This is a genomic window from Pseudomonas sp. Irchel 3A5, assembly GCF_900187575.1.
GTDB lineage: Bacteria > Pseudomonadota > Gammaproteobacteria > Pseudomonadales > Pseudomonadaceae > Aquipseudomonas > Aquipseudomonas folii.
Genome location: NZ_FYDU01000001.1, coordinates 440396 through 454849, shown reverse-complemented (window position 1 = coordinate 454849; position 14454 = coordinate 440396). Strand labels below are relative to the sequence as shown.

Annotated in this window: 16 protein-coding genes and 1 tRNA gene; 8 read left to right on the top strand and 9 right to left on the bottom strand. The window is 56.0% G+C overall.

The window, feature by feature from the left end; translation table 11 throughout:
- Nucleotides 1-2 precede the first annotated feature (2 nt).
- The 8 genes from epd (at nucleotide 3) to CKW31_RS01835 (ending at nucleotide 5085) form a co-directional block, all read left to right on the top strand.
- Nucleotides 3-1052, top strand: a complete 1050-nt coding sequence (gene epd / locus CKW31_RS01870; protein WP_095092699.1) for an erythrose-4-phosphate dehydrogenase — start codon at nucleotides 3-5, stop codon at nucleotides 1050-1052.
- A 16-nt stretch (nucleotides 1053-1068) separates the two neighbouring features.
- The gene (locus tag CKW31_RS01865) at nucleotides 1069-2232 is read left to right on the top strand and encodes a phosphoglycerate kinase (protein WP_095092697.1); all 1164 of its coding nucleotides are present in this window, start codon (nucleotides 1069-1071) and stop codon (nucleotides 2230-2232) included.
- Between the two features lie 28 nt (nucleotides 2233-2260).
- A complete protein-coding gene (locus CKW31_RS01860) occupies nucleotides 2261-2485 on the top strand; it encodes a hypothetical protein (RefSeq protein ID WP_095092695.1) in 225 nt (74 codons plus the stop codon).
- 90 nt (nucleotides 2486-2575) lie between these two features.
- Nucleotides 2576-2773 carry a hypothetical protein gene (locus tag CKW31_RS01855; protein WP_095092693.1) on the top strand — a complete coding sequence of 66 codons (198 nt, stop codon included), beginning with the start codon at nucleotides 2576-2578 and terminating at the stop codon, nucleotides 2771-2773.
- A gap of 53 nt (nucleotides 2774-2826) precedes the next feature.
- The gene (locus CKW31_RS01850) at nucleotides 2827-3147 is read left to right on the top strand and encodes an MliC family protein (protein ID WP_095092691.1); all 321 of its coding nucleotides are present in this window, start codon (nucleotides 2827-2829) and stop codon (nucleotides 3145-3147) included.
- A gap of 117 nt (nucleotides 3148-3264) precedes the next feature.
- On the top strand, nucleotides 3265-4329 hold the full coding sequence (fba, locus tag CKW31_RS01845) for a class II fructose-bisphosphate aldolase (RefSeq protein ID WP_027901305.1): 1065 nt from the start codon (nucleotides 3265-3267) through the stop codon (nucleotides 4327-4329).
- 228 nt (nucleotides 4330-4557) lie between these two features.
- Nucleotides 4558-4770, top strand: coding sequence for a hypothetical protein (locus CKW31_RS01840; RefSeq protein WP_095092689.1), 213 nt, complete (start codon nucleotides 4558-4560; stop codon nucleotides 4768-4770).
- Nucleotides 4771-5085: a hypothetical protein gene (locus CKW31_RS01835; protein ID WP_141230106.1), complete on the top strand. Its 315-nt coding sequence runs from the start codon at nucleotides 4771-4773 to the stop codon at nucleotides 5083-5085.
- A 50-nt stretch (nucleotides 5086-5135) separates the two neighbouring features.
- Here the strand turns inward: CKW31_RS01835 and CKW31_RS29435 are convergent, their stop codons facing one another.
- The 9 genes from CKW31_RS29435 to CKW31_RS01795 form a co-directional block, all read right to left on the bottom strand.
- The gene (locus CKW31_RS29435) at nucleotides 5136-5513 is read right to left on the bottom strand and encodes a hypothetical protein (RefSeq protein WP_141230105.1); all 378 of its coding nucleotides are present in this window, start codon (nucleotides 5511-5513) and stop codon (nucleotides 5136-5138) included.
- 775 nt (nucleotides 5514-6288) lie between these two features.
- Nucleotides 6289-7821 (bottom strand): amidase, encoded by a 1533-nt coding sequence (locus CKW31_RS01830; protein WP_095092685.1) that lies wholly within the window; start codon nucleotides 7819-7821, stop codon nucleotides 6289-6291.
- A gap of 528 nt (nucleotides 7822-8349) precedes the next feature.
- The gene (locus tag CKW31_RS01825) at nucleotides 8350-8835 is read right to left on the bottom strand and encodes a hypothetical protein (protein WP_095092683.1); all 486 of its coding nucleotides are present in this window, start codon (nucleotides 8833-8835) and stop codon (nucleotides 8350-8352) included.
- A gap of 91 nt (nucleotides 8836-8926) precedes the next feature.
- Nucleotides 8927-9703 (bottom strand): DUF1828 domain-containing protein, encoded by a 777-nt coding sequence (locus tag CKW31_RS01820; RefSeq protein WP_095092681.1) that lies wholly within the window; start codon nucleotides 9701-9703, stop codon nucleotides 8927-8929.
- Nucleotides 9700-10218: a hypothetical protein gene (locus CKW31_RS01815; RefSeq protein ID WP_095092679.1), complete on the bottom strand. Its 519-nt coding sequence runs from the start codon at nucleotides 10216-10218 to the stop codon at nucleotides 9700-9702. The genes CKW31_RS01820 and CKW31_RS01815 overlap by 4 nt, the downstream gene beginning before the upstream one ends.
- Before the next feature lie 259 nt (nucleotides 10219-10477).
- A tRNA-Phe gene (locus tag CKW31_RS01810) sits at nucleotides 10478-10553 on the bottom strand.
- A gap of 101 nt (nucleotides 10554-10654) precedes the next feature.
- Nucleotides 10655-10927, bottom strand: a complete 273-nt coding sequence (locus tag CKW31_RS01805; RefSeq protein ID WP_027901312.1) for an oxidative damage protection protein — start codon at nucleotides 10925-10927, stop codon at nucleotides 10655-10657.
- Complete coding sequence (gene mutY, locus CKW31_RS01800; RefSeq protein ID WP_095092677.1) at nucleotides 10924-11991, bottom strand: A/G-specific adenine glycosylase; 1068 nt, start codon at nucleotides 11989-11991, stop codon at nucleotides 10924-10926. The genes CKW31_RS01805 and mutY overlap by 4 nt, the downstream gene beginning before the upstream one ends.
- A 143-nt stretch (nucleotides 11992-12134) precedes the next feature.
- Entirely contained in the window at nucleotides 12135-14354 is a 2220-nt protein-coding gene (locus CKW31_RS01795; protein WP_095092676.1) for an AsmA family protein, read from the bottom strand.
- Nucleotides 14355-14454 lie beyond the last annotated feature (100 nt).

Genomic DNA, 14454 nt, shown 5'->3' with positions numbered 1-14454 from the left:
CCATGCCCCAGCACCGCCCTTACAAAGTTGCACTCAACGGCTACGGCCGTATTGGACGTTGCGTCGTGCGCGCGCTTTGCGAGCGGGGAGCGAAAGCCGGGTTTGAAGTGGTTGCCATCAACGATCTGGCCGATATGGCCAGTCTCGAATACCTCACGCGCTTTGACTCCACACACGGCCGGTTTCCCGGCGAAGTGCGGGTCGAAGGGCAATACCTGCACATCAATGATCACAAGATCAGAGTGCTGCGCAGCGAGACGCCGGAAGGCGTTGACTGGGCGGCGCTGGAAGTTGATCTGGTGCTCGAATGTTCAGGCGTCTACAACACCCGTGAAGACGGCCAGCGTTTCATTGACGCTGGCGCGCCACGGGTGCTGTTTTCCCAGCCAATGGCCAGCGAAGCCGACGTAGACGCCACGATTGTGTTCGGCGTCAATCAGCAGAAGCTGACTGGGCGCGAGCTGTTGGTTTCTGCCGCATCCTGCACCACCAACTGCAGCGTGCCTTTGCTGCGCCTGCTGGATCAGGCTGTCGGGCTGGAATACGTCACCATCACTACGATCCACTCGGCGATGAATGACCAGCCGGTGATAGACGCCTATCACCATGAGGATTTACGCCGCACGCGCTCGGCTTTCCAGTCGATCATTCCGGTGTCCACTGGTCTGGCGCGGGGTATTGAACGTCTGCTTCCGGAACTTGCGGGCCGAATTCAGGCCAAAGCAGTTCGCGTGCCGACGGTAAACGTGTCCTGCCTCGATATCACATTGCAAACTGCGCGTGATACCGATGCTCTTGAGATCAACCGCCTGCTCCGCGAGGCCGCTACCAGTGGCCCGTTGAAAGGACTGTTGGCCTACACCGAGTTGCCGCACGCCAGTTGTGATTTCAACCATGACCCTCATTCGGCCATCGTTGATGCGAGTCAGACCCGAGTTTCCGGCCCGAGGCTGGTTAACGTGCTGGCCTGGTTCGATAACGAATGGGGTTTTGCCAATCGAATGCTTGACGTTGCTGAGCACTTTTTGCGCGTCGCAGACCCACAATATTAAAAACAGGGATTCACTCATGACCGTGTTGAAGATGACCGAGCTCGACCTGCAAGGTAAGCGTGTATTGATTCGCGAAGACCTGAACGTCCCGATCAAGGACGGCAAAGTCAGCAGTGATGCGCGTATCCTGGCGTCGTTGCCAACCATCAAGCTCGCGCTGGAAAAGGGCGCTGCCGTGATGGTCTGCTCGCATCTGGGTCGTCCAACGGAAGGCGAATTCTCTGCCGAGAATAGCCTCAAGCCGGTCGCTGAATACCTGAGCAAGGCTCTGGGCCGTGAAGTGCCACTGGTTTCTGATTACCTGGACGGCGTCGACGTTAAAGCGGGCGATATCGTTTTGTTCGAAAACGTACGCTTCAACAAGGGCGAGAAAAAGAACGCTGACGAGCTGGCGCAGAAATACGCTGCCCTGTGTGATGTCTTCGTGATGGACGCTTTCGGTACGGCCCACCGCGCCGAAGGCTCGACCCATGGCGTTGCCAAATTTGCCAAAGTCGCTGCGGCAGGCCCGCTGTTGGCTGCCGAGCTGGAAGCGCTGGGCAAAGCCCTCGGCGCACCGGCCCAGCCCATGGCCGCTATCGTTGCCGGTTCCAAGGTGTCTACTAAACTCGACGTACTCAATAGCCTGAGTGCCATCTGCAACCAGTTGATCGTCGGTGGCGGCATTGCCAACACGTTCCTCGCTGCGGCTGGTCACAAGGTCGGCAAATCGCTGTACGAGCCGGACCTCCTGGACACTGCTCGTGAAATCGCTGCCAAGGTCAGCGTGCCATTGCCGGTTGACGTAGTGGTCGCCAAAGAATTCGCTGAAAGTGCAACTGCGACAGTCAAGTTGATTGCCGACGTTGCTGATGACGACATGATTCTGGATATCGGCCCGCAAACTGCAGCGCACTTCGCCGAATTGTTGAAATCTTCCAAGACTATTCTGTGGAACGGTCCGGTGGGTGTGTTCGAGTTCGATCAGTTTGGCGAAGGCACCAAGACCCTGGCTAAAGCAATCGCTGAAAGCTCGGCGTTCTCCATCGCAGGCGGTGGCGACACTCTGGCAGCGATCGACAAATATGGCGTAGCGGATCAGATCTCCTACATTTCTACCGGTGGCGGGGCGTTCCTGGAGTTTGTCGAAGGCAAAGTCCTGCCAGCCGTGGAAGTTCTGGAACAACGTGCCAAGGCCTGAGGATCAGGTTTTGCAAAAGGGAAATGAAATGCTCAGGCCGTTACCACTGCTCATCATTGCCGCACTGCTCGCTGGCTGCTCCAGCAAGCCGGAAGCCGAAGAGGTTGTGCGTGAGCCCGCGCTGGTTCAACTGAGCTGCTATCAAGCGAACTGGCAGGCCGAAACCGTGCCGGTGATCTACAAGCGCGGCGGTGAAGCGGTGCTGGACAAGTATGAGTTCATGCCTAACCTCGGGCCTGTGGCCTGTCGTTAAGGATTGATTGCAGGGATGAGTTTGGCAACATCTCGGGCCAGCGGTGGTCACTTAAGGGTGGATAACTCTTTCTGAACAAGGAATTTCATCATGAAAATCGCCGCCGTTGCCCTGTTGAGTTGTGTGATGCTTGCCGGATGCAGCAGTTCTGGCCCGAGTGGCAAGGCTTGTGAAGTGTTCAGCCCGGCTTCCGTAAACGTGCCGACGACCCAGAGTTCTCAACGGGTTGAAGCGCTGGCTACGGGTGAGCCGGCCGATGATCGGAATCAGGAACAGAACTGCCCCTGAAGGTTGGAGCGACTGGCATCCGCCCCGCTTCCCGGGGCAGGCCAGGAGAAGTAATGAAAGGCTTGATTGCCCTTGCGACATTTGCAGTGCTTGGTGGTTGCGCCAGCATGAAGGCTCCAGAAACAGGTAACACCTGGACAAGCTGGGTTTGCGACAGCAAGGCTCAGGTCCATTGGCGGTACGTTGACAAGGCCAGGACCGAAGTCGATGTACGTCTGAATGAAAGCGATCAGGTCTTTCGGCTGACTGCCGAGCCTGGGTCGCCATCGCTGTACGGCAATGGCGTGCTGGCTTTCCAGAACAAGGGCGACGAAGGCCTGGTGTACTGGGACGCTACCAATGATTTGATCGGGCGCGGTTGCAAGAAAGGTTGAACAGGCTGCACCGATGATCCATCCGCATAGCCTCAAGGCTCATGCGTAGAACTTGAATAGCAGCCGCCGCTACGGCAGGTTTGCACGATAACGACCCTACCGGGAGAGAGACAGACAATGGCACTTATCAGCATGCGCCAGATGTTGGACCACGCAGCCGAATTCGGTTATGGCGTCCCAGCTTTCAACGTGAACAACCTGGAACAAATGCGCGCCATTATGGAAGCGGCCGACAAGACCGATTCCCCGGTGATCGTTCAGGCCTCGGCCGGTGCCCGTAAATACGCTGGCGCACCGTTCCTGCGTCACCTGATTCTGGCAGCGGTGGAAGAATTCCCGCATATCCCGGTGGTCATGCACCAGGACCACGGCACCAGCCCTGATATCTGCCAGCGTTCGATTCAGCTGGGCTTCAGCTCGGTCATGATGGACGGCTCGCTGGGCGTCGACGGCAAAACGCCGACCACCTACGAGTACAACGTTGAAGTGACTCGGCGCGTTGTTGCCTTCGCTCACGCCTGTGGCGTTTCGGTTGAAGGTGAGCTGGGTGTTCTGGGCTCGCTGGAAACCGGTATGGCTGGCGAAGAAGACGGCGTTGGCGCTGAAGGCATGCTCGATCACAGCCAGATGCTGACCGATCCGGAAGAAGCTGCTGACTTCGTCAAGAAAACCCAGGTTGATGCGCTGGCTATCGCCATCGGCACCAGCCACGGCGCTTACAAGTTCACCAAGCCGCCTACCGGTGACATCCTGGCGATTGATCGCATCAAGGAAATCCACAAGCGCATCCCGAACACTCACCTTGTCATGCACGGTTCGTCTTCGGTCCCGCAAGAGTGGTTGAAAATCATCAACCAGTACGGCGGCGAAATCAAAGAAACCTACGGCGTACCGGTTGAAGAAATCGTTGAGGGCATCAAACACGGCGTGCGCAAGGTCAACATCGATACCGACCTGCGTCTGGCGTCCACCGGTGCCATCCGTGAGTTCATGGCCAAGAATCCGGGCGAGTTCGACCCACGTAAGTACCTGGCCAAGACGGTAACGGCCATGCGTGATGTGTGTATCGCTCGCTACGAAGCGTTCGGCACCGCTGGTAACGCCTCGAAGATCAAGCCCGTTTCACTGGACGCGATGTTCGAGCGCTACGCTCGCGGCGAACTGGATGCCAAGATCAACTGAGTGATGGTTGATTGAGCATTGAAAAAGCCCGCAGTGATGCGGGCTTTTTTGTGGGGCGCGTTTGAGAGGTCGTTTCCTTGTCGATGAGAGTGTGTGTGCTTTAACGCTGCCAGGAAACTTAGGTTACATCTTTGTCCAATCCGGCATTCAGATTGGCCGATATATAACTGCCCCTGCATCACTGCCTTGCCGATATAGATAGTGAACTGTCTCAATAAGGAAATGAAGATGGCTATTAATATCAGCGGTGCAGGCTCAATTACCTATGTGCCAATGGAGTATGTATTTAAAATAAAACAGCCGGAGATGGTAGAGAACGAATACACGGTAAAGGATGATGAGGCTGCGCGAGAAATCATGAGGAATGTCGGGATTGTGGATCTCGACGGTCTCAAGTCGCTTCTCGAGGGGTTGGATATGACTTCAATTAGCACTCGTTAATTGAGTAGTTTGTGTGCGGGTCTCAATAAATTGGGCTTTAATGATGAAACTGCTCATTCATTTCTTTCTCAGGGAAATCAGGATTCAGGATTTGACGGGAGATCTCGTAATCGAGACGTCAAGTTCAACGCAATTCCATTAATCTACGAGCAACTCCAGGGTCATATCGGCTTTGCCGCCAAAGAAGGGCTGAAGGGCGACAGAGAGTTTGGTCGAATTTTGGGTAGCATCGCCAACGCTAATCACATAGTGGCTGCGTTATCCTACTTCGTGAAAACTGCACAGAAACTACCCTCAATCAACGAGCAGGCATGACCTGCAGATCAATGCGCCATTGCCTCTGCTCAGGCGCATTGACAGGCAAATTAGCGTGTTATGGCTACGTTGCCGTTGTAGGCCCAAGGTGTCTGATGAGGATTCTTATGTTGAATCCTGAAGGTGCCCGCAGTGGTTGTCTGCCCGATATGTCCACTGGAAGATTCCGCGATAGTCCGCCACTGCCCGCCCTCCAGTTTTTCAATTTGCATCACCGGGGCAAAACCTCCATTTGCTGATCGAACTCTAGAGACAATCAAAACCGAACGACAGGTAGGTCCATTAGCGATTGTAACCGGTCCATAGGAAACCACGGTGTCATTTGCAGGTATAACCCCTGAGTATGGATTGCTGATAGTCAAACAAGCAGCTTCAGCTTGTGACGCCAGTGCCAGAATGACAAGGGATGCCAATAATGTCTTTTTCATAATGTTCTCGCTTAATATAAGTCGGTTGAAGTTGTGCTATTGAATTCGAACGAATCCGCGCGGGAAGTTTATTCCGCAGGTAGGAAAGTTCTTTGATGTGAAGCGTTATTTGTAGGATGTTTCTTACATGTATCTATTCTTTTCCGTTTTTGAGGTGTGACTGCACGTAATCTGTTTCTGATTAAAAAATCAACCCTTAAACTGAAAGTTTATCCGAACGGATAGCGCGCACGCGAAAGTGGCCTTTGCAGGCTGACATTGAGGCGTGATTTATTTGTTTGAAACAGCGAAGGACTGGTAGGACCGAATTTATTCGGGAGGGCAGGCGACACATAGGCTACGAGGTACCGACCCCTTCGCGCATGAATTCGCTCCCACAGGTTCCACAATCCCGTAGGACCGGCTTTAGCCGGGAGTGCGTCGGTACATTCGCTAAATTTTCTTCGTCAGAAATACCGCTCTCCCGGCTAAAGCCGGTCCTACAAGATCAAGCTTGAAGACAACCATAGAATCTCCCAAGGGAATTGTGCTGGCAGTCAGCCGTAGACCTTCCCACAGGGCTGGGGATGACCTTAATTTACATGGAGCTCGCACACCCCGGTAGGAGCCAACTTGTTGGCGAGGCTGTTTGCCCGACACGCCGCGTCTTTGGAGCGTTTATCGAGGGCAAGCACATGGGTGTAATGGGATCGGCACCAGCCGAGAAGGTAGTAGTTCGGTCAGAAATCATTCGTTATCTGTGCCGCCTCTTCCCCGCCAAAGCCGATCCCTCGTTTTAAACCGATGACGCCTCGGTTGTACTCAATGTCCCTGTCTCACCCGAAGCCAGCGGCGGCGCCGTGACGATGGATTTCAGGTCAATCCGGCTCTGCATCAGCTTGTCGATATCCGGCCTCGGGCGTTGCAGTTCCGGGTTGCTCTGCGTCGCCCGTTCGATCTGTTCGCCACAGGCCAGCAGGTAGGCGTCGGCGCGGAATGCGCCTACCACTTGCAGTCCGAACGGCATGCCTTTGTGGTCGACGCCACAGGGCAGCGACAGGGCCGGATTGGTTGCCAGCGTGACGACATAGGTAAGGGCCAGCCAGCGGTAGTAATTCGCCAGCTCTTTACCATTGATGCTTTTCAGGTAGAGGTCTTGCCAAGGGAAGGGCGACACAGGCGTGGTGGGCGACAGGATCAGGTCGTAATCCTCGAACAGCGCCTGGAAGCGGCGATAGATTCGGGTCTGTTCCGTCGCGGCCCATGCGCAGTCTTCCAGGGTCATGCGCATGCCCATTTCGTAGTTGGCGCGCGGGTTTTCGCCCAGGGAGTTAGGGTCTCGCAGATACGCATCGCGAGTGCCTGCCACAAAGCTTTCAGCCCTTAAAACATCGAAGCAACGATCCGTTTCACCAAGCTCCATTTGCACTTCATCGCAACTGCGAAACAGCGGTCGTAGCGCAGCGATTTTTCGACGAAATACCTGACGGATATCGTCATCGACATCGCAGCAACCGAAGTCTTCGGTGTAGCCAACCCGCAAGGTGCCAAGGTCTACGTCAGGCAAGGCGCTGAACAGATTTTTATCAACCTCGTAGCTCAGCGGCTCGCTGACGTGAAACCCGGCTGTGGCCTGCAATTGCAGCAGGGTGTCAGCCACTGTGCGACCCATGGGACCGACGACCGAGATGGGCGTCCAGCCCAACAGGCGTCGTTCACTGGGTACCAGGCCGGGAGACGGACGCAGGCCCACCACGCCGCATTTGGCGGCGGGGATGCGCAATGAGCCGCCAGTGTCCGAGCCGCTGCACAGCGGCAGCATGTCGGCGGCCAGCGCAGCAGCCGAGCCACCGGATGAGCCTCCGGCGTTCAGTTCAGGGTTGAACGGGTTGCCTGTAGCGCCCCAGACGTCATTGCGTGTGTTGGCACCTGCGCCCATTTCCGGAACGTTGGTCTTGCCAGTAACAATCGCCCCGGCAGCCCGAAGTCTGGCGACGAGTGCATTGTCCTTGGCTGGTACGTTATTGCGATAAAGCGGTGAGCCATAGGTGGTCAGCAGGCCCGCAGTGGCCTCCAGATCCTTGATGCCAATCGGCAGGCCATGCAACAAGCCCAGTGATTGCCCCGACAACACCGCCTGCTCGGCTTCACGGGCCTGCTGCCGGGCCTGATCGAAGCAGGTGGCGGTCACGGCATTGACGTAGGGGTTAACTCGCTCGATGCGTTCGATGCACGCGTCCATCAATTCCACAGGGGAAATCTGCTTGCTGCCAATCAGGCGGCGCAACTCAACGGCGGTTTTTTCCACGAGTTCATCTGGACGGCGCATTCGAGATACCTGGCAACAGTGATGGTTGCCTCGAATCTAGAGCAGTACGAGGCTTGCCACAATTTCAAGTTTTCGAATGATTTATTGCTTTTTTGGCATGGGCTGGTGCTGCATTACTTCGTAGGACCGGCTTTAGCCGGGAGGGCGTCATTTGCAACACTGCATGCAATGGTGTGAGTGCTGCTCGCGGCTAAAGCCGCTCCTACGGATTGAGCAAGTAACCGTAGGACTGGCTTTAGCCGGGAGGGCGTCATTTGCAACACTGCATGCAATGGTGTGAGTGCTGCTCGCGGCTAAAGCCGCTCCTACGGATTGAGCAAGTAACCGTAGGACTGGCTTTAGCCGGGAGGGCGTCATTTGCAACACTGCATGCAATGGTGTGAGTGCTGCTCGCGGCTAAAGCCGCTCCCACGGATTGAGCAAGTAACCGTAGGACCGGCTTTAGCCGGGAGGGCGTCATTTGCAACACTGCATGCGATGGTGTGAGTGCTGCTCGCGGCTAAAGCCGCTCCCACGGACGGTGGCGTCTTAGTGCGATGCCTTTTGGTCGCGCGCGACCAGCAACCGTGACGCTTCGTTGTAATCAGCCTGGAAGGCGGGGCTGCCCATCCATTCGATTGCGGTATCTTCATCTTCGCCATAGACAATCGCGCGGTAGGTGACCAGTAACCCCATCATAAAGTCAGTGGCTTGCTCTTCATCTTCTTCGGAGATCACCAGTGCCAGCACCGGGTATTGCAGGAACACTGCGCACATCGCCATTTGGCTAATTTTCTCAGCGCCGAACATCGCATCGAACAGCTCTTGGAAGTCAGCCGGGTCGAAGCCGTTTTCCACAATGTCCTTAAAGTCGAACTCGCTCAGATCGATTTCAACGTCATCAAACGGCTGGTCAACCAGCGGCGATGCAAAGATCGGGTGCACCACTTTTTTGCCCGGCTTTTGCGAGCGGTTCTGCTTGGCCTTGGCTTTCGCCCGTTGGGCGCGTTTTTGCTGCTTGTCTGGCGAAGCCATGAGCATGAGTCCTGTTGCGGCGATTGATGACAGGCCGCTATTGAAGCGCAGAACTGTGTGAATCACCAAGGTCTGTGTTCTTGAAAGGTACTCAAGCGCGAAGGCGGTGCTCGATTTTTTGCCTGATTGCGTCAGTGTCCTGAATCGTTGCGACCACATCATTCGCAGCGTTGAGCAGTCGACGCTTATCGGGCTTGGGGATTTCCTCAATGTTGGAGCAGATCACCATCGAATCAAAACTATGCCCTGCTTTCTGCAAGTGCTGAAGGATAATCGTCGCGAGCATTGCCTTTTCTTTTGTGTTTACGCCAAAGACGTACAAAGGTCTGCCTGTTGTGTGGATGTAATAGTCAACCGGATAACTCTCACCATTCGGGATTTCCGGGACTATGTACCCCTCTTCAAGAATCCCTGCGGAAAGAAATCCATTCAATATGCCCCTTAGGTCGTCATGAAATGTTGATTCAATTCGAGTTCGAGTCCACAAGCCGATGTCCTCGATTCTAGTTATCCCCTGTCCGAGCGTGAAAAGGCCACGAGGAAGAGCATCGCCCGGAACCTCTAAGAACAGTTCGCCATCATCCTCCGACAAGCTACTTTCATTCAGAATGGTTTGCAGAAGTTGACCTCTGGCACCGGAGAAGAGTTTGCCCAGCTCGTTCTCGTAACTGAGCTTCATCATGGTTGTCCCCATATCTGAAACTCGCCACCCGGCCGTCGTCTGGCTTAGATAAGCCATGATTTGATCACCATCTCGTGCTGACATTGGCAGGGCAACCACAGCCCGTCCTTCAGACATGTTTACCCGCACGTCCTGGCAGAATGTATCGCAGAGCAGCTTTTGCAGGGCGGATATTTCGATAGTCATTCCAGGCCAAGGCTCATTTGTTTGTCGTCGACCGGCTTATTGTCGTCTTCGTTGGCAGAGCTGCAAAGCTTTAGTCCAGAAATGTTGCAGTCCGCAATGATGGCGCTGACGGCGCCATCCAGGTCAACGTATCGGTGTGTGCTCAGCGCAAAATGCTCCGCTTTTCTTCCTGCAACCATGTACCGCTCGGTGGCTCTGTGAATATGGCAGGAAAAATCGAATCGGCTTCCATCAAGCGGGTTGTAGTGCGAGTGGTCGCTGCCGTTGTACCGACTGAGCGTTATTTTCTCGCCATCGGGATGGTGATAGAGCAGTCCGCACGAGAAGCCATTCTTGAGGCGCTGGTTTTGTCTGAGAAAGAGCGAAAACTGATTTGCGCCGTCTTCGGACTCGACTGAAAAATTGCGTTGCCGGGAGCCTCTTTGCTCTTTCCAGCGCGCTGCAGGTGTCGTCACTCGTTTGGGTTCTGATAGAAGCCATTCAATTTCTTCATCGGTCAGTATCAGATCGCCCATCTGCCCATCCTTGTGTTGGGCGCGGGGGTAAGGCAGAGCTCAAGCTTGCACGCTCTCAATTGCGCCAGAGCGCTAATTGTGAAGAAGAGGGGAGAGGTTTTCTGTCAGAGGAATCCCGTTTTAGTGAGCGGCATTTCCAGTAAGTGCATAGCCGTTTCGCGATTGGATACAGCTAAGTAAACCGCAGCCATAAAAAAACCCGCACTAGGCGGGTTTCTTTATTTTTCAGGTGATGCTCGCACCACCTGAAATCAATTAGTGGTGCCCAGAGACGGAATCGAACCGCCGACACGGGGATTTTCAATCCCCTGCTCTACCGACTGAGCTATCTGGGCAACGGGGCGCATTAGACGTGTTTTTCAGGGGGTCGTCAAGCATGTTTTTAAAAAAATCTGAATTATTACCGTCGCTTACGACCCGCACTGCTTGAAACGCTTTATTTCTCGGGTGGAACGTAGCCTTCGGCTTGCGCGTATTCTTCGCCCGACAGGAACTTGTCCATCTGGGTCTGGAGGAATTTGCGATCTTCGGCGTTCATCATGTTCAGACGCTTTTCGTTGATCAGCAGGGTTTGGTGTTTCTGCCAGTCGGCCCAGGCTTTCTGCGAGACGTGGTTGAAGATGTCTTCACCTTTGGCGCCGGGGTAAGGGGCGCGTTCCAGGCCTGGCAATTCTTCTTTGTACTTGCGGCACATTACGGTGCGGGTCATGACGACTCTCCTGCGTTCAATACGTCGGCTGCGCGTTTCAGCAGCTTCTTCACCGGGGCAGCGAGGCCCAGGCGCGGCGGGGTGGCGAGGTTATACCAGAGCCAGTCGGCCTCGGCCACGTGATGAGCTGACTCCTCGACCCGGACCAGCCAGGGTTCGATGCTCAGCTGGAAGTGGCTGAAGGTATGGACCAGTCCCGGCAGTTCCTGATGTTGGCCCAGCTCCAGCGAGTGTTGCACTGCCAGATGCTGAAGGTCCTCGAAGTCATCCAGCTCCGGCAAACTCCACAGGCCGCCCCAGAGACCGGTAGAAGGACGGCGATAAAGCAGAATCGCGCCGTCCCGGTTGGCGAGCATCGGCATCAGGGTGCGCTTTTGCGGGATTTCCTTGCGCGGTTTGGGGACCGGGTAGCGAGTTTCCAGACCCAGCAAATGCGCTTCACAGCCGGATTCAAGCGGGCATAGCAGGCAGCTCGGTTTACTGCGAGTACACAACGTGGCGCCCAGATCCATCATCGCCTGGGTGTAGTTATTGACTCGCGTATGGGGTGTGAAGCGCTCTGCGGTGGCCCACAGCTGTTTTGCGACCTTGGGCTCGCCCGGATAACCCTCCTGCGCCGTAAAACGCGCCAGAACGCGTTTGACGTTGCCGTCGAGGATTGGCGCACGCAGGCCCATGCTCAAACTGGCAATAGCTCCGGCTGTCGACAGGCCGATGCCGGGCAACAGGATCAGTTTTTCCACATCGCGAGGGAATTCACCATCGTGATCGGCGACGACGATCTTCGCGGTTTTCTGCAGGTTACGCGCCCGGGTGTAGTAACCCAGGCCGGTCCACAGATGCAGCACTTCGTCTTCAGGCGCTTCGGCCAGTGCCTGCACGGTGGGCAGGGCATCCATGAAGCGATCGAAGTAATTGAGTACGGTGCTGACCTGAGTTTGCTGCAGCATGATTTCCGACACCCAGACCCTATATGGCGTGATGCCTTGCTGCCAGGGCAGGTTGTGTCGCCCATGGCGGTCATACCAATCAAGCACAGCGCTGGAGAATTGCTCGGGTTGCATTGCTGATCCGGTTTGATGAGTGATCCAGGTCTTCGCCTGGTCAGGGTAGGAGCGCGCTTGCCCGCGATTGCTTCAGGTCAGGCGACGATGTTGTCGCCTGACAGGTTGAATCGCGGGCAAGCGCGCTCCTACAGGTGTTGTGTTTAACGTTTGAAAAGTCCGCGCAGGGCGTCTTTCAGTTCCGGGCTGACCTTATCGCCGAGTTTTTCCTCGATCTTCTCGCCGATCTTGTCACCCGCCATTTTCGCGGCGATCTGGCCGAGGCCTTCCTTGTCGAGACGGCAAGCCTTGGCGCCCAGTTCCAGCGGGCCGCGACACTGCACTGGCCACTCGATTCCGACGTAGCGAGGGTTCACTTCGCAGGCCGGGTCGGGCATTTCGGTTTTGTCGCCTTCGATGATGATGCCTACGCGGTAGTTCATGCCCAGGACACGCAAATCCACATCGCCATTACCGTTGACGGTCAGGCCGGGGATTTGGACCTTGAGGTCCGGGTTGCTGGCTACGCCGTTGCGGAACACCAGATTGCCGTTGAGCTGTTTGAAAGGCGTGTCTTTGCCGCGAGGCTCACCGCTGAGTGTTTTCCGGTTGAGCATCGAAATGCCTTGGCAAAGCTGTTGCTCAAGGTTGGCGTTAACCAGCACGCCGTTGGTGAGCATGAAGCTGGCCGTACCGTTCAGGCTGTCGATCAGGGCTTTTTCGCTGTTGCCCTTGCCGGTCAGATCGCTGTTGAGGGTCAACAAACCTCTGACGGGCGGGTTTTGATCCTGACTTTGCAGGAAACGCTCGACCGGCACCTTGTCGACTCGCGTTTGCAGGCTCAGCAGTGGCACGTCCGGGCGCACATCAAGATTGCCTTTGACGTCGAAATTGCCGCCGTAGAGATCACCGCGCAGGCTGTCGACCTTGACCTCGCCGTTGAGGGCCCGTGTCTTCAGTATGGCGTTCTGGATTTGCAGCTTCTCGATCGTCAGGGCGCCAAAGCTGACGTCGGCGTCTACATCCAGTTTGCGCATGCGCTCCAGCGGCAGCAGTTTCGCGGTGCTCCAGGCGGCTTTGGTCGGCTGATCAGGCAACGGCGTCGTGCCTGCGCCAGCCACGGCAGCGGCCTCGCTGTTCTGTACTTCAGACTTGCGTGCCGCGCTCGCGCCTTTTTTCTCTTCGCTTTCAGCGGGGCGATAGCGATCAGCGTTGAACGTGTCATTCTTGAGTTGCAGGCGCAGGGCCTGTTTGGCGAAGTCTTCCACGGCGACGCGGCCGGTGAAGGTACTGTCGTCCACTTTCAGATTCAGCTCTTCAAGTGCCACGCTGTTCGGCGTACCGCTGATGCGGGTGATCATTCCAACCTGGCTCAGACTGCCTTCGGCCATGGCCGGGAGTGGATGGCCAACGCTGTCGAGGAAGGTCCGAAGATCGAACGGGGCAACGGACACTGCGCCGCTGATTTGTGGGGTTTTGTCCAGATCGCGGGCGCGGAACTCGCCTAGAGCGCGTAGCTGGTTGGCAGACAACTTCATGTTGGTCCATTCAGCGACGTTCGCCGCCAGATCAACCAATAACTGGCCTTGCGCAGCGAACGTGACAGTCTTGCCTTGCAACGGCTCGCCCGATGCTTCGCCGGACAATCGCATGTCACCAAACTGATAACGTTTGAGGGCACGATCCAGACGCAGTTGGCCGACCAGTTCGGTCTTGGCGCGCATCACGGGTTGAGTGGTGCCGAGGAACGCGGTCAGTTTGATCGGGATGTCAGCGCCTTCATGAACGGCACCGGTGCTGAGCTGGATGCTTTCGGCCGTGAACGACTGGCCTTTGCTTGCATCGACGTAATCCACCCGGGCGTTGTTCACGGTGAGGCTGTCGATATCCAGTTTTATCGGCTGGGAAGGCTTGTCCGGTTTGGCTGCCGGAGTCTGTTCGCCATCGGCAGGGGGAGTGGTAGTTGCTACATCGGAGGTAGCCGGTTTGCCAATGTCTTCCCAGTTGCCATGGCCGTTTTCGTCACGGCTCAGGCTCAGGTTCAACCCTTCAACGCGGACATCGCTCATCTGCACCTCGCGGCGCAACAGCGGCAGCACGCGAACGGACAGGCCCAGCATCTGCAAATCGGCAAAGGGCTTGGTCGGGTTGTTCAAGGTGGCGACGCTGGCTTCGTGCAGTTCAAGGCCGAGCCAGGGGAACAGGCTCCAGCCGATATCACCGTTAAGCGTCAGTTCAACATGCGCCTTGTCGCGCGCCAGTTGGCGAATCTCGTCTTTATAGTCGTTGGGATCAAACAGATGGGTCAGGGCAAAGCCGAGAGCCACGATGATCAGCAACAGCCCGAGAACAAAAAGTCCCAGGATTTTGCCGAACGCTTTCATGGGCGAGTCCTTGTATTCGAACGTTTAAAATTTGCCCGCGAGTATAACCTCCTGACGCAGTTGCAGGGCTTTGGATGCCTCAGGCTCTACCCTGTTCAGC

Excerpts from the sequence above, each read along its gene's own strand:
- CKW31_RS01825 (WP_095092683.1), bottom strand. The coding sequence starts at position 8,835 with ATGGCTTCGCCAGACAAGCAGCAAAAACGCGCCCAACGGGCGAAAGCC.
- CKW31_RS01805 (WP_027901312.1), bottom strand. The coding sequence starts at position 10,927 with ATGACCCGCACCGTAATGTGCCGCAAGTACAAAGAAGAATTGCCAGGC.
- fba (WP_027901305.1), top strand. The coding sequence starts at position 3,265 with ATGGCACTTATCAGCATGCGCCAGATGTTGGACCACGCAGCCGAATTC.
- CKW31_RS01815 (WP_095092679.1), bottom strand. The coding sequence starts at position 10,218 with ATGGGCGATCTGATACTGACCGATGAAGAAATTGAATGGCTTCTATCA.
- CKW31_RS01865 (WP_095092697.1), top strand. The coding sequence starts at position 1,069 with ATGACCGTGTTGAAGATGACCGAGCTCGACCTGCAAGGTAAGCGTGTA.
- epd (WP_095092699.1), top strand. The coding sequence starts at position 3 with ATGCCCCAGCACCGCCCTTACAAAGTTGCACTCAACGGCTACGGCCGT.
- CKW31_RS01855 (WP_095092693.1), top strand. The coding sequence starts at position 2,576 with ATGAAAATCGCCGCCGTTGCCCTGTTGAGTTGTGTGATGCTTGCCGGA.
- CKW31_RS01860 (WP_095092695.1), top strand. The coding sequence starts at position 2,261 with ATGCTCAGGCCGTTACCACTGCTCATCATTGCCGCACTGCTCGCTGGC.
- CKW31_RS01850 (WP_095092691.1), top strand. The coding sequence starts at position 2,827 with ATGAAAGGCTTGATTGCCCTTGCGACATTTGCAGTGCTTGGTGGTTGC.
- CKW31_RS01795 (WP_095092676.1), bottom strand. The coding sequence starts at position 14,354 with ATGAAAGCGTTCGGCAAAATCCTGGGACTTTTTGTTCTCGGGCTGTTG.
- mutY (WP_095092677.1), bottom strand. The coding sequence starts at position 11,991 with ATGCAACCCGAGCAATTCTCCAGCGCTGTGCTTGATTGGTATGACCGC.
- CKW31_RS01820 (WP_095092681.1), bottom strand. The coding sequence starts at position 9,703 with ATGACTATCGAAATATCCGCCCTGCAAAAGCTGCTCTGCGATACATTC.
- CKW31_RS29435 (WP_141230105.1), bottom strand. The coding sequence starts at position 5,513 with ATGAAAAAGACATTATTGGCATCCCTTGTCATTCTGGCACTGGCGTCA.
- CKW31_RS01830 (WP_095092685.1), bottom strand. The coding sequence starts at position 7,821 with ATGCGCCGTCCAGATGAACTCGTGGAAAAAACCGCCGTTGAGTTGCGC.
- CKW31_RS01840 (WP_095092689.1), top strand. The coding sequence starts at position 4,558 with ATGGCTATTAATATCAGCGGTGCAGGCTCAATTACCTATGTGCCAATG.